The sequence below is a fragment of the Streptomyces sp. NPDC005533 genome, assembly GCF_042871845.1.
GTDB lineage: Bacteria > Actinomycetota > Actinomycetes > Streptomycetales > Streptomycetaceae > Streptomyces.
The window spans coordinates 1-14,553 of record NZ_JBIAJH010000049.1 but is presented as its reverse complement, the minus strand read 5'-3'; the positions used below and the strand labels follow the sequence as shown (position 1 = coordinate 14,553).

Below are 14,553 nucleotides of genomic sequence, written 5' to 3'. Positions count from 1 at the left end.
GGCCCTGCCACATCCTTATCAGGGTGCGGGTTCCGCCGTCCCTTGAAGTAGATCTTCTGCAGTCCCTCGGCGGCGATCGCACGCAGGTCACGGCCGTGTGCGCCCCAGGCGCGGGCGTCGAAGAGGCAGGCAAGCTCCCCCTGTATCTGGCCTGTCGGTAGCGGAAACTCAGGCATCGGGTGATCATGCGAGGTGTGGCCATCACGGTGCTGAGGGACGGGATCGCGGTCGACGACTTCCTCGTCGGCAACACAACCGTCCTGCTGCTCGTCGGCTCCGGCCAGGACCGACCGACGGATGCGGTCATGTCCGCCCTGTGCGCGCTGGTGCCTCACGGCAAAGTCGCCCGTACCGAGCCGGACCAGGGCGCAGCCGACAGGCGTGTACGCCAGTTCCTGACCCCGATCCCCCAGACGGAGCGGGCGTGCCTGGTCCTCCTCCAGGGGACGACCGTGCTCGATGTACTGCGCAGCACGGATGTCGAGGCCCACGGGGCGCAGTGGGTGAGGGCACACTTCGAGGAGCGGTTCCTCACTCGATTGGCGGGCAGCTGAGGCTTGAGGCCGATCTTCTGGGGGTTCTGCTGGGTGGGGCCGGGAACGTCACGCGAAGCCGGAGCGCCCGCGTGCGTGCCCGACTCGCCGCCGAGAGACTGAGGCCGGTGGCTGACAGCTGCCGTGGTCCGTCACCTCTGACCGAAGGAATCGACCTGTGACGCAAGAACCGCCGCGGCGCGTTCCAGTCGGCCGTGAGATCCGGGTCGCCTCCGTACCCGCGGGCCATGTGTACGTCCGGCACTGCTCGGCGCCCGAGCCGGACGGCGTACGCCGGCTGCGCGACCCCCGCCCCCTCGGGGCGCCCAGCACGTCGCAGCACTGGTGGCCGCCGGTCATGCTGGACCCGGACTGGGTGAGGGCGCACCTCGAGGACTTCGACGTCTACCACCTGCACTTCGGCTTCGACGCCCAAAGCCCCGCTCAGCTGACCGCGCTCGTGGACGTCCTGCGTCGGCATGGAAAACCCCTGGTCTACACGGTGCACGACCTCCGCAATCCTCATCAGCCCGACCCCACCAGCCACGATGCCGCGCTCGACGTGATCATCCCTGCGGCCGATCACCTGGTCACCCTGACCCCCGGCGCCGCTGGAAGCATTCGCAGCCGGTGGAACCGGACGGCGACCGTGCTGCCCCACCCGCACGTGGTCGACCTTCCGCGCCTTGCCCGTCCCAGGCCCCACCGCGACCGGTTCCGCGTCGGCGTGCACGCCAAGAGCCTGCGTCCCAACATGGCCGTCCTCCCGGTCGTCCGCGTCCTCGCGGACGCGGTCGCCGAGCTCCAGGACGCCGAGCTCCACGTCAACCTCCACCGGGAGGTGACGGAGCCGGCCTCGCGCGCCTACGCCCCACAGTTGCTCACGACACTGGAAGAACTCGCACGCCGGAACCGTCTCACCCTCACCGTCCACGACTACTTCGGCGACGAGGATCTCTTCGACTACCTCGCCTCCTTGGACCTGTCCGTACTGCCCTACCGGTTCGGCACCCACTCCGGCTGGCTGGAGGCGTGCCACGATCTCGGCACCGCCGTCGCCGCCCCTGACTGCGGCTTCTACGCACAACAGCGCCCCTGCCTGACCTACGGGCACACGCAGAGGGCCGGCTTGGACGAGGAGTCGCTGCGTGAGGCGGTTCGCACGGCATACGAGGAGAGGCAGGCACCCCGGGCCACCGTGCAGCAGCGCACGCAGGAGCGCGAAGAACTCGCCGCAGCCCATCGTGCCCTCTACGGAAACGCGCTGAAGTGAGGGGCGGGCTGCGGGTGGCCCTCATCGCCTCCGCACGCTTTCCGATCAGCGAGCCGTTCGCCGGGGGGCTGGAAGCCCACACGTGGTGGCTCGCACAAGCCCTGCACCGGCGCGGCCACCACGTGGAACTCTTCGCCGCACCCGGTTCCGACCCCGTACTCGGCGCGCGCGAACTACCCGTGCGTAAAACCGCGTTGAGCGATGCGGCCCGCTCCGACACCAGCATGCCCGGTGCAGCCTGGATGGAAGAGCACCACGCCTATCTGGCGCTGATGCTGGACCTCGCACGGGACGGAGAGCATCGCTTCGACGTCATCCACAACAACAGCCTGCACTACCTTCCCGTCGCGATGGCGTCCGCCTTGCGCGTTCCGGTGGTCACCACCCTGCACACCCCACCCACCCCCTGGCTCGAATCCGCCATCAAGGCCCAGGATTCCTGCCCCGTGACGTTCACGGCAGTGAGCCGCTTCACCGCCGGCGCATGGCAGGCGACCGTGCCCGCAGCCCGTATCGTCCGCAACGGAGTCGATACGCACTTCTGGAAGCCGGGACGGGGCGGCGGCGACCTCGCCTGGTCCGGCCGTCTGGTCCCCGAGAAGGGGCCACATCTGGCGATCGAAGCCGCACAAGCAGCCGGAGTGCCTCTGCGGATCGCGGGGCCGATCTCCGACCGGGCGTACTACGAGGACCGGATCGAGCCCCTCCTGGGAAAGGGTGCGCGGTACGTCGGCCACCTGGACCGCCAAGAGCTCGCCGGGCTCCTGGGCTCCGCAAGCGCCGCCCTTGTCACACCCTGCTGGGACGAACCGTACGGACTGGTGGTCGCCGAGGCGCTGGCCTGCGGCACACCCGTGTGCGGGTTCGACCGGGGAGCCCTGGGGGAGATCCTCACACCGGAGTGCGGCCTGCTGGCACCACCGGGGGACGTACTGGCCCTGGCGGAGCTCATCCCGCGCACCATGAAGCTTGACCGGCAGGCCGCCCGCCGCCGGGCGGTGCAGTTCTGTTCACTCGAGCGCACCGCCGACGCGTACACGAGCCTGTACGAGGAGGTGGCGCGGTGATCGGCTACTACGTCCACCACCAGGGCCGCGGACATCTCCACCGCGCCCAGGGCATCGCCGCACACGTGCACGTCCCGGTGACCGTTCTGTCTTCCCTTCCCAGGCCTGCGTCATGGACCGGAGGCTGGGTCCCCCTGCCCTCCGACGCCGACGACGATCCGGTGGACCCGACGGCTCGGGGCCGCCTGCACTGGGTGCCGGCCCATCACCCGGGTCACCGAGAGAGGATGGGGAAGCTGGCCGACTGGATCCGCCAGGAGCGCCCCTCCTTGTTCGTGAGCGACGTATCCGTGGAGGCCGCCACCCTGGCCCGCCTGATGGGAACCCCCGTGGTGGTCGCCGCCATGCGCGGCGACCGCGGGGACGAAGCCCACCGGCTCGCCTACGACCTGGCGGACGCCCTCATCGCTCCGTGGCCGCAGTCCCTGCCGGAACCGCATTGGCCTGGCGACTGGTACGCCAAGACCTTGCACACCGGAAGCATCTCCCGCTTCGACGGCCGTCCCCGTCCCGCGCACCACAACGATCGCGGGCCGTGCCGGAAGGAGGTGGCGGTATTGCTCGGAGCCGGAGGGACCGACGTCACCGACCAGCAGATCGAAGAGACGGTCCGGGCCACGCCTGAGTGGTCGTGGACCTTCCTGGGCGGCGCCGACTGGAGCGAGGACCCGTGGCCGGTGCTGTGCCGCGCGGACGTCGTCGTCACCCATGCGGGACAGAACGCCGTCGCAGAATGCGCAGCCGCACGGGTTGCGGCCGTCGTCATCCCCCAGGACCGCCCCCACGGGGAGCAGTACGCGACCGCCCACGCACTGCACTCGGCGGGCCTGGCGACTGTCAGGCAGAGCTGGCCGGCTGCCCACCTCTGGAGCGAGCTGCTGGCAGAGGCGACGGCACGGCCCGAGCGATGGGCGTGCTGGTCCCATGGCGATGGAGCACGCAGGGCAGGACGTCTGCTCACAGAATTGGCCCAGCGGGTCCCGAGGCGGTCCGCATGCGCACGGCGGTGATCACCCTCGCATCCGGCCGGCATTCCCACCTGATCCTGCAGCAGGCAGGTCTCGCACTCAGTACGCGCGTCCCCGATCACTACGTGATCGTTTCTATGGAGGATCCCGCGATCCCAGGCCTGGTCGCCGGCAAGAACCCGGTTGCGGACATCATCACCGTCCCGCTCAGTGCCGGGCGCCTGCCGTTGGCGGCGGCCCGCAACGCCGGAGCCGCGCGGGCCCTCCGGGCAGGCGCGGACCTGATGGTCTTTCTCGACGTGGACTGCATCCCCGGTCCCTCCCTCCTGGACGGCTACGCCCGGGCAGCCCAGGACGGAGCCCTGCTCTGCGGCACGGTTGCGTACCTGCCGCCGCCTCCCGCCCGCGGCTACCCGCTCGACGGCCTCGTCGGCCTGGCACCACCGCACGGTGCCCGGCCGGCCCCCGCGGACGGCGAGGTCATCCGCGGGGGTGACCCCCGGCTGTTCTGGTCTTTGTCCTTCGCCCTCACGGCCCGGACCTGGCATCGCATCGGGGGATTCTGTGAGCAGTACACCGGTTACGGCGCGGAGGACACCGACTACGCCTCCACCGCAGCCCGGCAGGGAGTGGACGTGTGGTGGGTCGGCGGCGCCCCCGCCTACCACCAGCACCACCCCACTCGGCACCCTCCAATCCAGCACCTCGACGACATCCTGCGCAACGGGGCCCTTTACAAGCGCCGGTGGGGAAGCTGGCCCATGGAGGGGTGGCTGCACGCCTTCCAGGCCCGGGGCCTGATCCGGTACGTCCGCGCCACCGACACGTGGCACAAAGGATGACGGGCAGAACGGAGAGCCTCGCCGCGCCCGGTCAGTCGGCCGAATAAGGGAGCAGGCGTCGTGACGCCATGGTCCTGCTGGCTGTCCCGCGCGATGTGCCCTGCGGGTGCTGGTGTGCCTCGGAGAGCCTCGCCCCGCTGGCGGACATTCTCACGGCAGATAGGAAACACAAGCAGGTGCATGCGGCTGGAGCGAGGAGAAGGCATTGATCACTGCCGACATCCAGCACCCGGGTGGCACCGTCCTGCTCACCGGTGCCGGCAAACTCGACGCGTACGCGGGCGACTGCGCAATGCGCTGACCGGTGACCGCCGAGGTGCGGGGGTGCGTGGTGCTCAGGACGGTTGCCCGGGCACCCTGGCTACGCGGGAGGGCGCGGGGCGCCAGGGTCCGTGCGTATCTCGGCGGCGGTCTCCCGTCCAACCTCACGCAGTTCGTCGCTGGTTTCCCGGCCGGCGCTTTGTGCATGATCGGTCGTCGTGGCCACTGCCTCCTGGGCCGTGCCCTTGACGGACTCAACTGCCTCCTCGATCGGCTCCTGCAGCTCGTCCCGGACTTCCTGAGCGGCATGGAGGGCTGTCTGCTTGACCGGTTCCAGCAGCTCGTCCGAGTGCTTGCGCAGTTGCCGGCCGGCCTGTTCCTCGGCCTCGGTGGTCGGCAGGAGGGCCGCGGCAAGCATGCCGGCGCCAAAGGCCATCAGGCCGGCGGCGAGCGGACTGCCCTGCGTCTTCCGCTTCATCCGGTCCGGGGCTTGCTGGACGGCCTGCTGTACGTCGCCCCCGATCTCCTTGGCGGTGTCCGTCACGCTGTCCGCAGCCTGGTGGAGGCTTCCGGCGGTGCCGTGTGCCGCATCCTGGGCAGTGCCCATCACGCGCTCCTTCACTCCGCTGACGTGGTCGCGCATGGAATCGACCTTGCGGCGGGCCATCCTGCTCGGGGTAATCCTGTCCGCCAGGCGGTCGACGTTGCGCGAGAGGTGTGCTCGCCGGTACTCCATGTCGAGCCTCAGCTCGTCAGGTGTCGTACCCATCGGGCGTCCTCCTTCAGGGTGTCCATGGTCTGCTCCGGTTTGAGGTTGACCGTACGCAGTCGCTCGCGGCCCTTGGCGTACAGCACACCGCCGACCACGGCCCACATGGCGGTGACGATCAGAGCGGACCACGCCGGGTCCATCACGTTGGCCAGCGCGAAGACCACCGCCAGGCTGCCGAACAGCAGCGCCACATGTCCGGCGTAGCCCGCTCCGCCCAGCATGCCGACCGCCTTGCCGGCCTTGGTGGACTCCTGCTTCATCTCGGCCTTGGCCAGCTCGATCTCGTCGCGGACCAGCTGCGAGAGGTCTTGGCTGATTTCGCCGACCAGCTCTCCAAGCGACGGCTCGGTCGCGGTCGCCGGTGAAGGCGGGAACGGGGGCCGGGCCGGCACCATGGGCCGCTCGTGGGAGGTGAGGGCCATGAGAATCAGAACCCCTCTCCGGGCCCCACCGAGCTACCGTGCGTCGGTGATCCGTGCGGCAGGTGGGCTGGCGGCACCGGCATCACGTGCGAGGGGCGGGCCGGCCCGCCGGACGGCATAGCGACCGTGGCGGGCAGGTTCGCGCGCTCGCCGCGGAAACCGTCGGGGCCCGGTGTCGGGGCAGCCGCGCTCACACCCTTGCTGGCACGCGCGACGGCGAAGCCGGCCAGCGCCGCGCCGGCGAGGAAGACGCCTGGGCGGCGGCGGGCGAAGCTCTGCAGGTCGGTGACCAGACCGTCCGGGCCCCGGTTCTCCACGTGATCGGCCACCTGACGTCCGCTGTCTGCGATCTGACGGGCCACGCCCGCCATGGTGGATTCCGGCTTGCCGTTCTCGCCCAGCTCCCGGAGCTCGTCCGAAAGCCGGCGCACGTTCTCCGCCAGCCGTTGGGTCTGCGCTTCGGCCTGGCCGGTCAGCTGAGTACGAAGCTCCCCCACGAGGTCATGCGCCTGCGCGGTGGCCTCGCCCACAACCTTGGCCGCCTGTTCCTTGGCGGTGCCGCCTACTTCGGCAGCCTTGTCACCGACCAGCGACGCCCCCTCGGCGGACTTGTCCTGAACGGTCTGTGCTGCGGCCGCCGTCCCGCTCACGTCCGGGCGGCTCGCGTTCTCGAAGTCACTCAAGGCTCCTCCTGGTGCATCGCGTTCCGACGTTTCACGAGGCGCCTTCCCTGCTTCCGACACCTCACCCACCCATATCGGCCCTAAATAACCGATATACGACATCGGCGATTCTGAGCGAATTCTCCGCTCGTCCTGCGCCTGTTTCTACGGTCGGCAGCACGCCCACCGTTCGCTCCGGCGCACGCGTGGGCCCTCTCAGGGGCTGACGCCGTCCCGCGACTGACACCTGTCACCGCCAGCGGGCGGCCCGGACCCGCTAGGGAGTGCTGGCGCCGCTGTCGCAGTCCTGCGACCAGGGGGCGTGCTGAGGCAGGGCGGGCGTGCCCAACGGCCGGCCGACGGGCATCAGGTCATACGGGTTGCGCGTCCGCCTACGGCAGCGACCTGGAAGCCGGCTCGGCTTCGGCCGCGTCCGCGAGAGCCTGCGCGGCGGCTTCCGCGGCCTGGGCGGCGTCGTCGGCAGCCTGGTTCGCTTTGTCCTCTGCGGACTGGGCGTGAGTGGCCTGGGACGGAGGGAGCATTTCGTTGAAGGCGCGGCTGACGGCTTGGAGCGCGGAGGTGACTTCGCCGGGAATGATCCAGAAGGTGCTGCCCGGCCCCTGGGCGAGCTGGGGCAGCGCTTGGAGGTATTGGTAGGCCAGCAGCTTGGGGTCGGGGTCGTTGCGGTGGACGGCCTGGAACACCTCGTCGATGGCACGGGATTGACCCTCGGCCCGGAGGATCTCGGCCGTTCGCTCCCCCTCGGCGCGCAGGACGGCAGACTGCTTGTCACCTTCGGCGGTGAGGATTTGGGACTGTCGCTGGCCTTCGGCACCCAAGATCGCGGCACGCTTGTCCCGCTCCGCCCGCATCTGCTTCTCCATCGCGTCCTTGATCGACTGGGGCGGATCAACAGCTTTGATCTCAACGCGGTTGACTCTCAGGCCCCATTTGCCAGTGGCGTCGTCGAGAACGCCGCGCAGTTGGCTGTTGATGGTGTCGCGTGAAGTGAGGGTTTTCTCCAAGTCCATCGATCCCACGACGTTGCGCAGGGTGGTGACGGTGAGCTGCTCGACCGCCTGGAGAAAGTTCGAGATCTCGTAGGCCGCGGCCCGCGGGTCGGTGACCTGGAAGTACAGGACGGTGTCGATCTCGACAACGAGGTTGTCCTCAGTGATGACCGGTTGGGGCTGGAAGGAGACGACCTGTTCCCGCAGATCGATTACGGGATAGACGCGGTCGATGTAGGGGATGACGATGTTGAGCCCGGGTCTCAGGGTGCGGTGGTAGCGGCCCAGCCGTTCCACGTTGCGTGCGCGCGCTTGAGGCACGATGCGCACGGCCCGTACCACGGTGAAGACAGCGAAGGCCGCGGCGATGACGCCGGCGACAACCCAGGCTTCCATGGTCACTCCCGGGGGTAGACGAATGCGGTGCTGCCGCTGATTTCCACCACGTCGGCGGTAGCTCCCGGAGGGATCACCAGCGTGTCGTCGTAGGGCCGAGCGGTCCACTCCTCGCCTCCGATGCGGACCCTGCCGCCCAGCGCGGACACCTCACTGACCACGTAGGCGGGTTTGCCCACCAGCGCTTCCACGCCGAACCGCTTCTCCTGGTGTGGGGAGAGGCGGCGCAGCGCGAAGGGGCGCAGGAAGAGCACGCAGAGTGTCGCGACGGCTGCGAACAGCAGGAGCTGCCATGGCGCGGGAAGGCCGAGTGCGGCCGCGGCGGCGGTGACCGACGCAGCCGCGGCAAGCAACCCCAGTGCGGCAGTGAGGGTGAACACCTCTGCGATGGCCAGCGTCGCCGCGGCGATCAGCCACATCAGCCATGGCTCCACGAAGACCTCCTCCCGTGCGGAGCGACTCAGTATGCGGGCCCATCCCGCTCTGCTTTGCATGCAATTTACCCATTTGCTCCGCCAAGGAATCCGTCGTGGGCGGCGCGAAGCGGCGGCGGCGGCCCAAGGTGAGGCCATGAGGGACACAGCGCTGCCGGATGCGAACAGCCGTTACGGCGACCGCCGAGGTGCGCGGCGGCCCGCAGATAGGGACGTGTGCCGAGCAGGGGGGGCGGCAGGTCCCGTCGCGTACGGGCGACCCGGGTCCGCCCGCGCCCCCCAGGGCACGGGTGTCGGATCGGCCATCCATCGTCTTGTTCGGGCGGGGCCCGAAGGTCAGGTGTCAGTAGGTGCCGGACACAGGGCGGCGGGTGGCGGGACCGTGGCGGTGGGTGTCCTTGTCGCGGGCGCCGGAGGCTGCGGCGAGGGCGAGGAGAGTGGCGAGGGCGCCGGTGATGAGGTTGCTGGTGATCGAGCGGGTGTGGGCGACGTCGCCGGCGACGACCCAGGGAGCGACGCAGGTCCAGATGCCGATGGCGGCAGCGGCCCAGGCCATGGAGTGGGTGCGCTCGTAGGAATTGCCCAGACCGCCGAGGAGCAGCATGTAGGCGAGACCGGCGATGAGGTTGGTGACCGCGAGAGTGGTGAAGCCGTTGAAGCCGCAGATCCAGGGGGAGGCGGCCAGGTAGAGACCCGTGAGCAGGGCCAAGGCCTCGATCATCTGAGCGCGGGGCGTGGCGGCCGCGCGGTCGTGCCGGGCGCGCAGGTCCATCAGGTCGGGGTGCTCTTCGATGGGTGCTCGGTGCGTTGACGCCATGGGAACCTCCAGAGCAGAAGTGGTGATCCGCGCCTACCCGCAAAAAGGGATGAAATGGACTATTCATGGCTTTTTGTGTGACGGCCTCTGCGGGTGCCGTCCGCTGTGGTCACCTGCGGTTCGACAGCAGAACAGCTTGTCCTCTTTCGAGGCCGTGGGCGGCAGGAGGCGTGTCGCGAGCTGCTACCCGCCGGCCGGCGGGTGTGGCGGCATCGAGCTGCGGCGCGCGTCCCCAACACACTGGGCTCCTCGACGGGCAGACCATCGAGCGGGTACGGCTCTACTCATGTCAACAGCTCGGCTCCGCGCTGTGGAGAGCCGGCCATGTACCGCACGTGGGTCACCCCCGAGCAGCTACGCCAGCGGCTCCGGGTCGGCGCCGGCCCACCCGCGTGCCCGTGTTCAGCGGTGATGAGGGTGACGATGCGGCTGAGGTGTGCGCGTGTGGACACCTCGTTTGCTACATGGGTCCGGGCAGACAGTAGGAGGGCCGCACGGCAGTTGCCGTGCGGCCCTCCTACTGCGAGATCCCGTCGATGCCGCGGCCCGGTCCGGTGAACACGGACCTGCCCAACCCGCTCGGAAACCGGATGGAGCCGGGCGAGTCGTGGGTGGCCGAATCCACCCTTTGCGCGCACCGGACGTACGTCACCGCGACCGGGGCCCGCATCCCGAACGGCAACCGCTCCACCATCTCCATGCCCTACCCAACGCCACCAGGTCACGCTGTACGCCGTCGAACGGCGCTCCCCCGATCGTCGGCTGCCCCGCCTGCCGAGGCGGGGGCGACGGCTACAGGGTGATGAGTGGCCCGCCGGACGGGTCTCCCTTCCTCCTCCTCGGCACGGCCGTCCGCCGGCGGACGCGTACGCCGCGCTCCAGGCCCGACACCCTCATCCATGGCTTCGGCGGGTGAGCGCGCCGGGTATCGGCGGGCCGGGGCGGCGGACGTGGTTGCGCGGACACCCCAAATCGGTCACCTCACCCGGTGCTCCGCGCCCACCCACGGCGTGCAGTCCGCAGTTCCGGGCCCGGGCATGCCGGTGGGCCCACCCCATGACGGGGTGGGCCCACCGGCATGCAGTGCCTGGGCTGCCTGCTACCAGCGGTACCAGCGGCTGCTGCTGTTCTTGGGACGGGCCACGAAGCCGATCAGCCAGATCACCAGGACGGCAATCGCGACCCACCAGAGGATCTTCACCGCGAAACCGGCACCGAAAAGGATCAGAGCGAGCAGAAGAACAAGAAGCAGGGGAACCATAGTTATCAACCTCCGAAGCACCGGATGCCCCACCGACCGGCAACCATGCGCATGATCCTTATGTGTTTCTTATCCGCGCAGGCGGGCAGATGCGCGCGCCCGACTCCTTCATCGTGACTTCGGGTGGAATCCGACATCGGCGTACCGATGCGGGGTTTGGGCCTCGGGATCGTGAGCAGGCGAGTCGTCACGACCAACCCGGTACTACACGAGGAGGTCCCATGTCGGGCACCGAGAAGACCAAGGCACAGGTCGAACAGGCCAAGGGCAAGGCCAAGGAGGCCATGGGCCACATGGCCGGCAACGAGCGGATGACCGCCGACGGGCACGCCGACCAGGCCAAGGGCAACGCCCGCCAGGCCAAGGAAGACGTCAAGGACACCCTCCACCGCCACTGAACCGCACCCCGCGCACAGCCTCTTGAGCTGCGGCGCCCACTGGGCCCCGACCCCCTCCCCCCGGGTCGGGGCCCAGCCACGTACCGGACCACGGCACCCCACGGGGTGTCGGACTGCAACGTCGACATCCGACACCCCCCACCGGCGGACGGAACGTCCGGTGATCGACAGGAGCGACATCGGGCACCGCGTCGAGGACGACGACCACGGCAGGATCGGGATTCTGCGGGACATCGACCCTGCGTGGGAAGACCCCTCCGACTCCCCGTACGACCGCCCCCAACGCGCTGTCGCGTTCGCCTCCCCCCGAACACGGGGGACGCGAATGGCACGCCGACCCCACCACCGTCACACGGGTGTGAAGACTCATCCTGCTGACGAACGCTGGCCCACCACGCATGGCTCCACCCGTGCTCCCAGCAGGAACTGGAGCGCGTCAGCGCCGGACGAAAAGCAGGCGCGCGGATCAGCCAAAGTATTGGCGGAGCTGGGGCTGGACTGGGCAACGTAAGGGCCCAGAGCATCGTGGCGTGGCTTGCACGGAGGACGCATTGATCATCTTCGACACGAACGCGGTAAACGAGCTGTCGCCCAATAGCCCGCGCGCTGACATCATCCGCAAGTTGCAGCAGTCCGGCCATCACCGGGTCGCGGTGCCGTGGATGGTCCTGGAGGAGATGGCCGCCCACCAGGCCAAGCTGTACCCCGTCAAGTACGAGGCCGTCACCAACACATTGGACAGGCTGCGCGCGATCCTGCCCCTGGGAGCTGAAGAGCACGCTGGAGCCGCTCGACCTGGAACGGCTGATGAACCACTGGCGGGACGTCTACGGGGACATCTTCGAAGTGATCGAGACCAGCTCTGAGGCCGCGCGCAGAGCCCTCACCCGTGAAGCGCTGGCACTGAAGCCCGCCAAGCGGGCCGGAGACCACTCCGAGGGCGCCCGGGACGTCGCGATCTGGTTCTCCATACTGGAGTTCCTCAAAGCCAACCCTGCCGAGAAGGTCTGCTTCGTCACGAACAACACCAAGGACTTCGGCGACGGGATCACCTACCCGTACCCCGTGAACGAGGACGTCGAAGGCCTGGAAGACAGGCTCACCCGGCTCACGGATTTCAACGAGGTCATCTCCGCCTTCACCACGACCGTCTCGGGAGCGTACGCCGAAGCTGCCGCCGATGACCTGTTGCGGTCGTCAGCCGTGCGGGCTCGTGTCGCCCAGACCGCCGTGGAGATCCCTGCCTCGCCCGTCGGATTCACCGGGCTGGACCGGGACGACACGGTTGTGCAATGGCGCGGCTGGTGGGCAGCTCCCGAGGTCGAACTCCTCACCCTCTTGTTCTTTATCTTCGGTGGTCTGTGGCCGGGTAAGACGGGCCCAAGAAGGCGTCCAGCTCTTCGATGATCTAGCGGAGTTCGCGGGCGCCGGGAGGTGACATTGCTTGGATCACGCCGTCAAGTAGGGCACGGCCTTCGAGAGGGTTGCCGCAGCAGTACCAGTGCACGTTGCCGAACTCGTCGTCGTGCCAGAGTTCGCGTGGGGGGCGGTGGACGTAGTCCTTCCACAGGCGCAATGCCGTGCTGGTGTCGCCCGGCTGAGATAGTTTCGCGTGCGTTCAAGGCGAACGATCTCGGACAGCGCTCGCGGGGAGAGGCTGTCGATGGCTGGCCTCTTGCGCTGTGACTGGTGCCGGTCCGGGATGCTGGCCCGGGTACGTCCTGGCCGTCTACGCGGCATGGGCCTTTCGGTTGGTCGTCATGCCGTACATGGTGCCACGATCTCGAACGGTGTCTCGAACGGGTTCGCTCGCCTGGGGATTCGCCGGACGTGGAGGCGGCCTTCGTCTGATCATGTGCTCCGACCATGGTGCACGTGACCACAAGAAGGCCGTGAGGGTGAGTCTGCTGCCTGATGCCGTCCGGAGGGAGGCGCTCCCTGAAGCGTCACGCTTCCGGGGCGAGTTCTACGAGTGTCTGACTGCCCGGCGTGACGCGTTGTTCGAGCTGGCGGACGCGGTGCTGTGTGTGAACGGTGCGGTGAGGTCCCCGGTCGACTTGACGCTGTTGCCCGAGCATCGTCGTGGGCACGGAGCGATGTACGGCGGCCTGAACCACGGCCGGATCGACGTCGGCCGTCTGCGGACCGTGCTCGACGGGCTGTCGCTGCCTCGGTTCGACGACGGGCGCCTGGTCCTGGCGGTCGATGTGTCACCGTGGCTTCGCTCGGACGCGCCGTGCTCGGCGGAGCGGCTGTTCTGCCACGTCTAAGGCCGCGCGAAGACGGCCTCGCAGTTCATTCCAGGCTGGCCGTACTCCTTCGTGGCCGTGCTGGAGCCGGGTGCCACGTCCTGGACCGCGATCCTGGATGCGGTGCGGCTCGGACCTACGGACGACGCGACCGCGCTCACTGCCGTCCAATTGCGGGGTGTCGTTGAACGCCTCATCGCCGAAGGCCAGTGGCAGGCCGGGGACCCGCATATCGTGATCGTCAGCGACGCCGGCTACGACGTCACCCGCCTGGCCTGGGTCCTGCGCGACCTGCCGGTCGAGCTGGTCGGCCGGCTCCGCTCCGACCGCGTGATGCGGCTGCCGAAGCCGCTGCGGATGCATGGTGTGAACGGCCGGCCACCCAAGCACGGACCGGAATTCCGCTTCACGAAGCCGAGACCTGGCCCGAGCCCGCGATCACCACAGTCACCGACACGGCGAACTACGGCAAGGCCGAGGCTCAGGCATGGGATCGGGTCCATCCAAGACTCACACACCGCTCCTCCTGGCTCGACCACGACGGTGAACTACCTGTGGTCGAGGGGACGTTGATGCGGTTGAAGGTCGAGCATCTGTCGAAGAACCGTGATGCCCCGCCGGTGTGGTTATGGTCCTCCAAGACCGGCGCCACCCCGGCCGATGTGGACCGTTTCTGGCAGGCGTTTCGCCGCCGTTTCGATCTGGAGCACACCTTCCGGTTCGTAAAGCAGACTCTCGGCTGGACCACCCCGAGAGTCCGTACTCCCGGGGCGGCGGACCGCTGGACCTGGATCCTGATCGTCGCTCACACCCAGCTCCGGCTCGCCCGACCCCTTGCCGCAGACCTCCGCCGCCCCTGGGAGCAACCCGCCAGCGCCGATCGGCTCACCCCGGCCCGGGTCCGTCGGGAGTTCGCGCTCACCTCGCCTGTCCGGCCCGTGTTCCCAAACCCCGAGGCGCCGGTCCCGGCCGGCCACCCGGCGTGAAGAACAAGCGCCGGGCACCCCGCTACGACGGCGGTAAAACCGTGAAACGCCCCGAGACCCTCAAGGCCATCGGCAAGCCCGGAAGATCTTGGTAGATAAAGAACAAGCTTAGTACTCCAGCAGCGGATCGTGTCCTGAGCTGGTTCTTCTCCGGTAGTGGCTGCGTCGGGCGGTGGCCTGTCGTTGCCTGCGCCAGTGGGAC

The 14,553-nt window shown here is 68.8% G+C and carries 15 protein-coding genes and 1 pseudogene; 9 read left to right on the top strand and 7 right to left on the bottom strand.

Features of this window, described 5'->3' with window-relative positions; translation table 11 throughout:
* Nucleotides 1–194 precede the first annotated feature (194 nt).
* From ACFYP3_RS32075 to ACFYP3_RS32055, 5 genes are all read left to right on the top strand, one after another.
* The gene (locus ACFYP3_RS32075; RefSeq protein ID WP_388840281.1) at nucleotides 195–554 is read left to right on the top strand and encodes a hypothetical protein; all 360 of its coding nucleotides are present in this window, start codon (nucleotides 195–197) and stop codon (nucleotides 552–554) included.
* Between the two features lie 157 nt (nucleotides 555–711).
* Nucleotides 712–1,806, top strand: coding sequence for a glycosyltransferase family 1 protein (locus ACFYP3_RS32070; RefSeq protein WP_388840279.1), 1,095 nt, complete (start codon nucleotides 712–714; stop codon nucleotides 1,804–1,806).
* A 14-nt stretch (nucleotides 1,807–1,820) separates the two neighbouring features.
* A complete protein-coding gene (locus tag ACFYP3_RS32065; protein WP_388840276.1) occupies nucleotides 1,821–2,873 on the top strand; it encodes a glycosyltransferase family 4 protein in 1,053 nt (350 codons plus the stop codon).
* A 227-nt stretch (nucleotides 2,874–3,100) separates the two neighbouring features.
* A complete protein-coding gene (locus ACFYP3_RS32060; protein WP_388840273.1) occupies nucleotides 3,101–3,883 on the top strand; it encodes a glycosyltransferase in 783 nt (260 codons plus the stop codon).
* Nucleotides 3,868–4,683: a galactosyltransferase-related protein gene (locus ACFYP3_RS32055; RefSeq protein WP_388840270.1), complete on the top strand. Its 816-nt coding sequence runs from the start codon at nucleotides 3,868–3,870 to the stop codon at nucleotides 4,681–4,683. Before ACFYP3_RS32060 ends, ACFYP3_RS32055 begins: the two co-directional genes overlap by 16 nt.
* A 361-nt stretch (nucleotides 4,684–5,044) precedes the next feature.
* Here the strand turns inward: ACFYP3_RS32055 and ACFYP3_RS32050 are convergent, their stop codons facing one another.
* The 7 genes from ACFYP3_RS32050 to ACFYP3_RS32020 all read right to left on the bottom strand — a co-directional run bounded on the left by ACFYP3_RS32050 (nucleotide 5,045) and on the right by ACFYP3_RS32020 (nucleotide 10,718).
* On the bottom strand, nucleotides 5,045–5,713 hold the full coding sequence (locus tag ACFYP3_RS32050) for a DUF3618 domain-containing protein (protein ID WP_388840267.1): 669 nt from the start codon (nucleotides 5,711–5,713) through the stop codon (nucleotides 5,045–5,047).
* Complete coding sequence (locus ACFYP3_RS32045; RefSeq protein WP_388840264.1) at nucleotides 5,689–6,138, bottom strand: phage holin family protein; 450 nt, start codon at nucleotides 6,136–6,138, stop codon at nucleotides 5,689–5,691. Before ACFYP3_RS32045 ends, ACFYP3_RS32050 begins: the two co-directional genes overlap by 25 nt.
* Before the next feature lie 5 nt (nucleotides 6,139–6,143).
* Complete coding sequence (locus ACFYP3_RS32040; protein WP_388840261.1) at nucleotides 6,144–6,821, bottom strand: hypothetical protein; 678 nt, start codon at nucleotides 6,819–6,821, stop codon at nucleotides 6,144–6,146.
* 371 nt (nucleotides 6,822–7,192) lie between these two features.
* Nucleotides 7,193–8,206 (bottom strand): SPFH domain-containing protein, encoded by a 1,014-nt coding sequence (locus ACFYP3_RS32035; protein WP_388840258.1) that lies wholly within the window; start codon nucleotides 8,204–8,206, stop codon nucleotides 7,193–7,195.
* Nucleotides 8,207–8,208: 2 nt separating this feature from the next.
* A complete protein-coding gene (locus ACFYP3_RS32030) occupies nucleotides 8,209–8,640 on the bottom strand; it encodes an NfeD family protein (protein WP_388840255.1) in 432 nt (143 codons plus the stop codon).
* Between the two features lie 343 nt (nucleotides 8,641–8,983).
* Complete coding sequence (locus tag ACFYP3_RS32025) at nucleotides 8,984–9,457, bottom strand: SPW repeat protein (protein ID WP_388840253.1); 474 nt, start codon at nucleotides 9,455–9,457, stop codon at nucleotides 8,984–8,986.
* A gap of 1,099 nt (nucleotides 9,458–10,556) precedes the next feature.
* Nucleotides 10,557–10,718, bottom strand: coding sequence for a hydrophobic protein (locus tag ACFYP3_RS32020; RefSeq protein WP_388840250.1), 162 nt, complete (start codon nucleotides 10,716–10,718; stop codon nucleotides 10,557–10,559).
* Nucleotides 10,719–10,939: 221 nt separating this feature from the next.
* On the opposite strand from ACFYP3_RS32020, the gene ACFYP3_RS32015 reads away from it, so the two are divergent.
* The 4 genes and pseudogenes from ACFYP3_RS32015 to ACFYP3_RS32000 all read left to right on the top strand — a co-directional run bounded on the left by ACFYP3_RS32015 (nucleotide 10,940) and on the right by ACFYP3_RS32000 (nucleotide 14,446).
* Nucleotides 10,940–11,116 carry a CsbD family protein gene (locus tag ACFYP3_RS32015; protein WP_388840247.1) on the top strand — a complete coding sequence of 59 codons (177 nt, stop codon included), beginning with the start codon at nucleotides 10,940–10,942 and terminating at the stop codon, nucleotides 11,114–11,116.
* Between the two features lie 551 nt (nucleotides 11,117–11,667).
* On the top strand, nucleotides 11,668–11,982 hold the full coding sequence (locus tag ACFYP3_RS32010; RefSeq protein WP_388840244.1) for a hypothetical protein: 315 nt from the start codon (nucleotides 11,668–11,670) through the stop codon (nucleotides 11,980–11,982).
* Nucleotides 11,963–12,523, top strand: coding sequence for a PIN domain-containing protein (locus tag ACFYP3_RS32005; protein WP_388840241.1), 561 nt, complete (start codon nucleotides 11,963–11,965; stop codon nucleotides 12,521–12,523). The genes ACFYP3_RS32010 and ACFYP3_RS32005 overlap by 20 nt, the downstream gene beginning before the upstream one ends.
* 491 nt (nucleotides 12,524–13,014) lie before the next feature.
* Nucleotides 13,015–14,446: pseudogene (locus tag ACFYP3_RS32000) on the top strand (NF041680 family putative transposase).
* The last annotated feature ends 107 nt before the right edge of the window (nucleotides 14,447–14,553 follow it).

Bases quoted from the DNA above. Each gene is read 5' to 3' on its own strand.
- ACFYP3_RS32060 (WP_388840273.1), top strand. From the start codon at position 3,101: ATGGGGAAGCTGGCCGACTGGATCCGCCAGGAGCGCCCCTCCTTGTTC.
- ACFYP3_RS32055 (WP_388840270.1), top strand. From the start codon at position 3,868: ATGCGCACGGCGGTGATCACCCTCGCATCCGGCCGGCATTCCCACCTG.
- ACFYP3_RS32050 (WP_388840267.1), bottom strand. From the start codon at position 5,713: ATGGGTACGACACCTGACGAGCTGAGGCTCGACATGGAGTACCGGCGA.
- ACFYP3_RS32045 (WP_388840264.1), bottom strand. From the start codon at position 6,138: ATGGCCCTCACCTCCCACGAGCGGCCCATGGTGCCGGCCCGGCCCCCG.
- ACFYP3_RS32035 (WP_388840258.1), bottom strand. From the start codon at position 8,206: ATGGAAGCCTGGGTTGTCGCCGGCGTCATCGCCGCGGCCTTCGCTGTC.
- ACFYP3_RS32025 (WP_388840253.1), bottom strand. From the start codon at position 9,457: ATGGCGTCAACGCACCGAGCACCCATCGAAGAGCACCCCGACCTGATG.
- ACFYP3_RS32020 (WP_388840250.1), bottom strand. From the start codon at position 10,718: ATGGTTCCCCTGCTTCTTGTTCTTCTGCTCGCTCTGATCCTTTTCGGT.
- ACFYP3_RS32015 (WP_388840247.1), top strand. From the start codon at position 10,940: ATGTCGGGCACCGAGAAGACCAAGGCACAGGTCGAACAGGCCAAGGGC.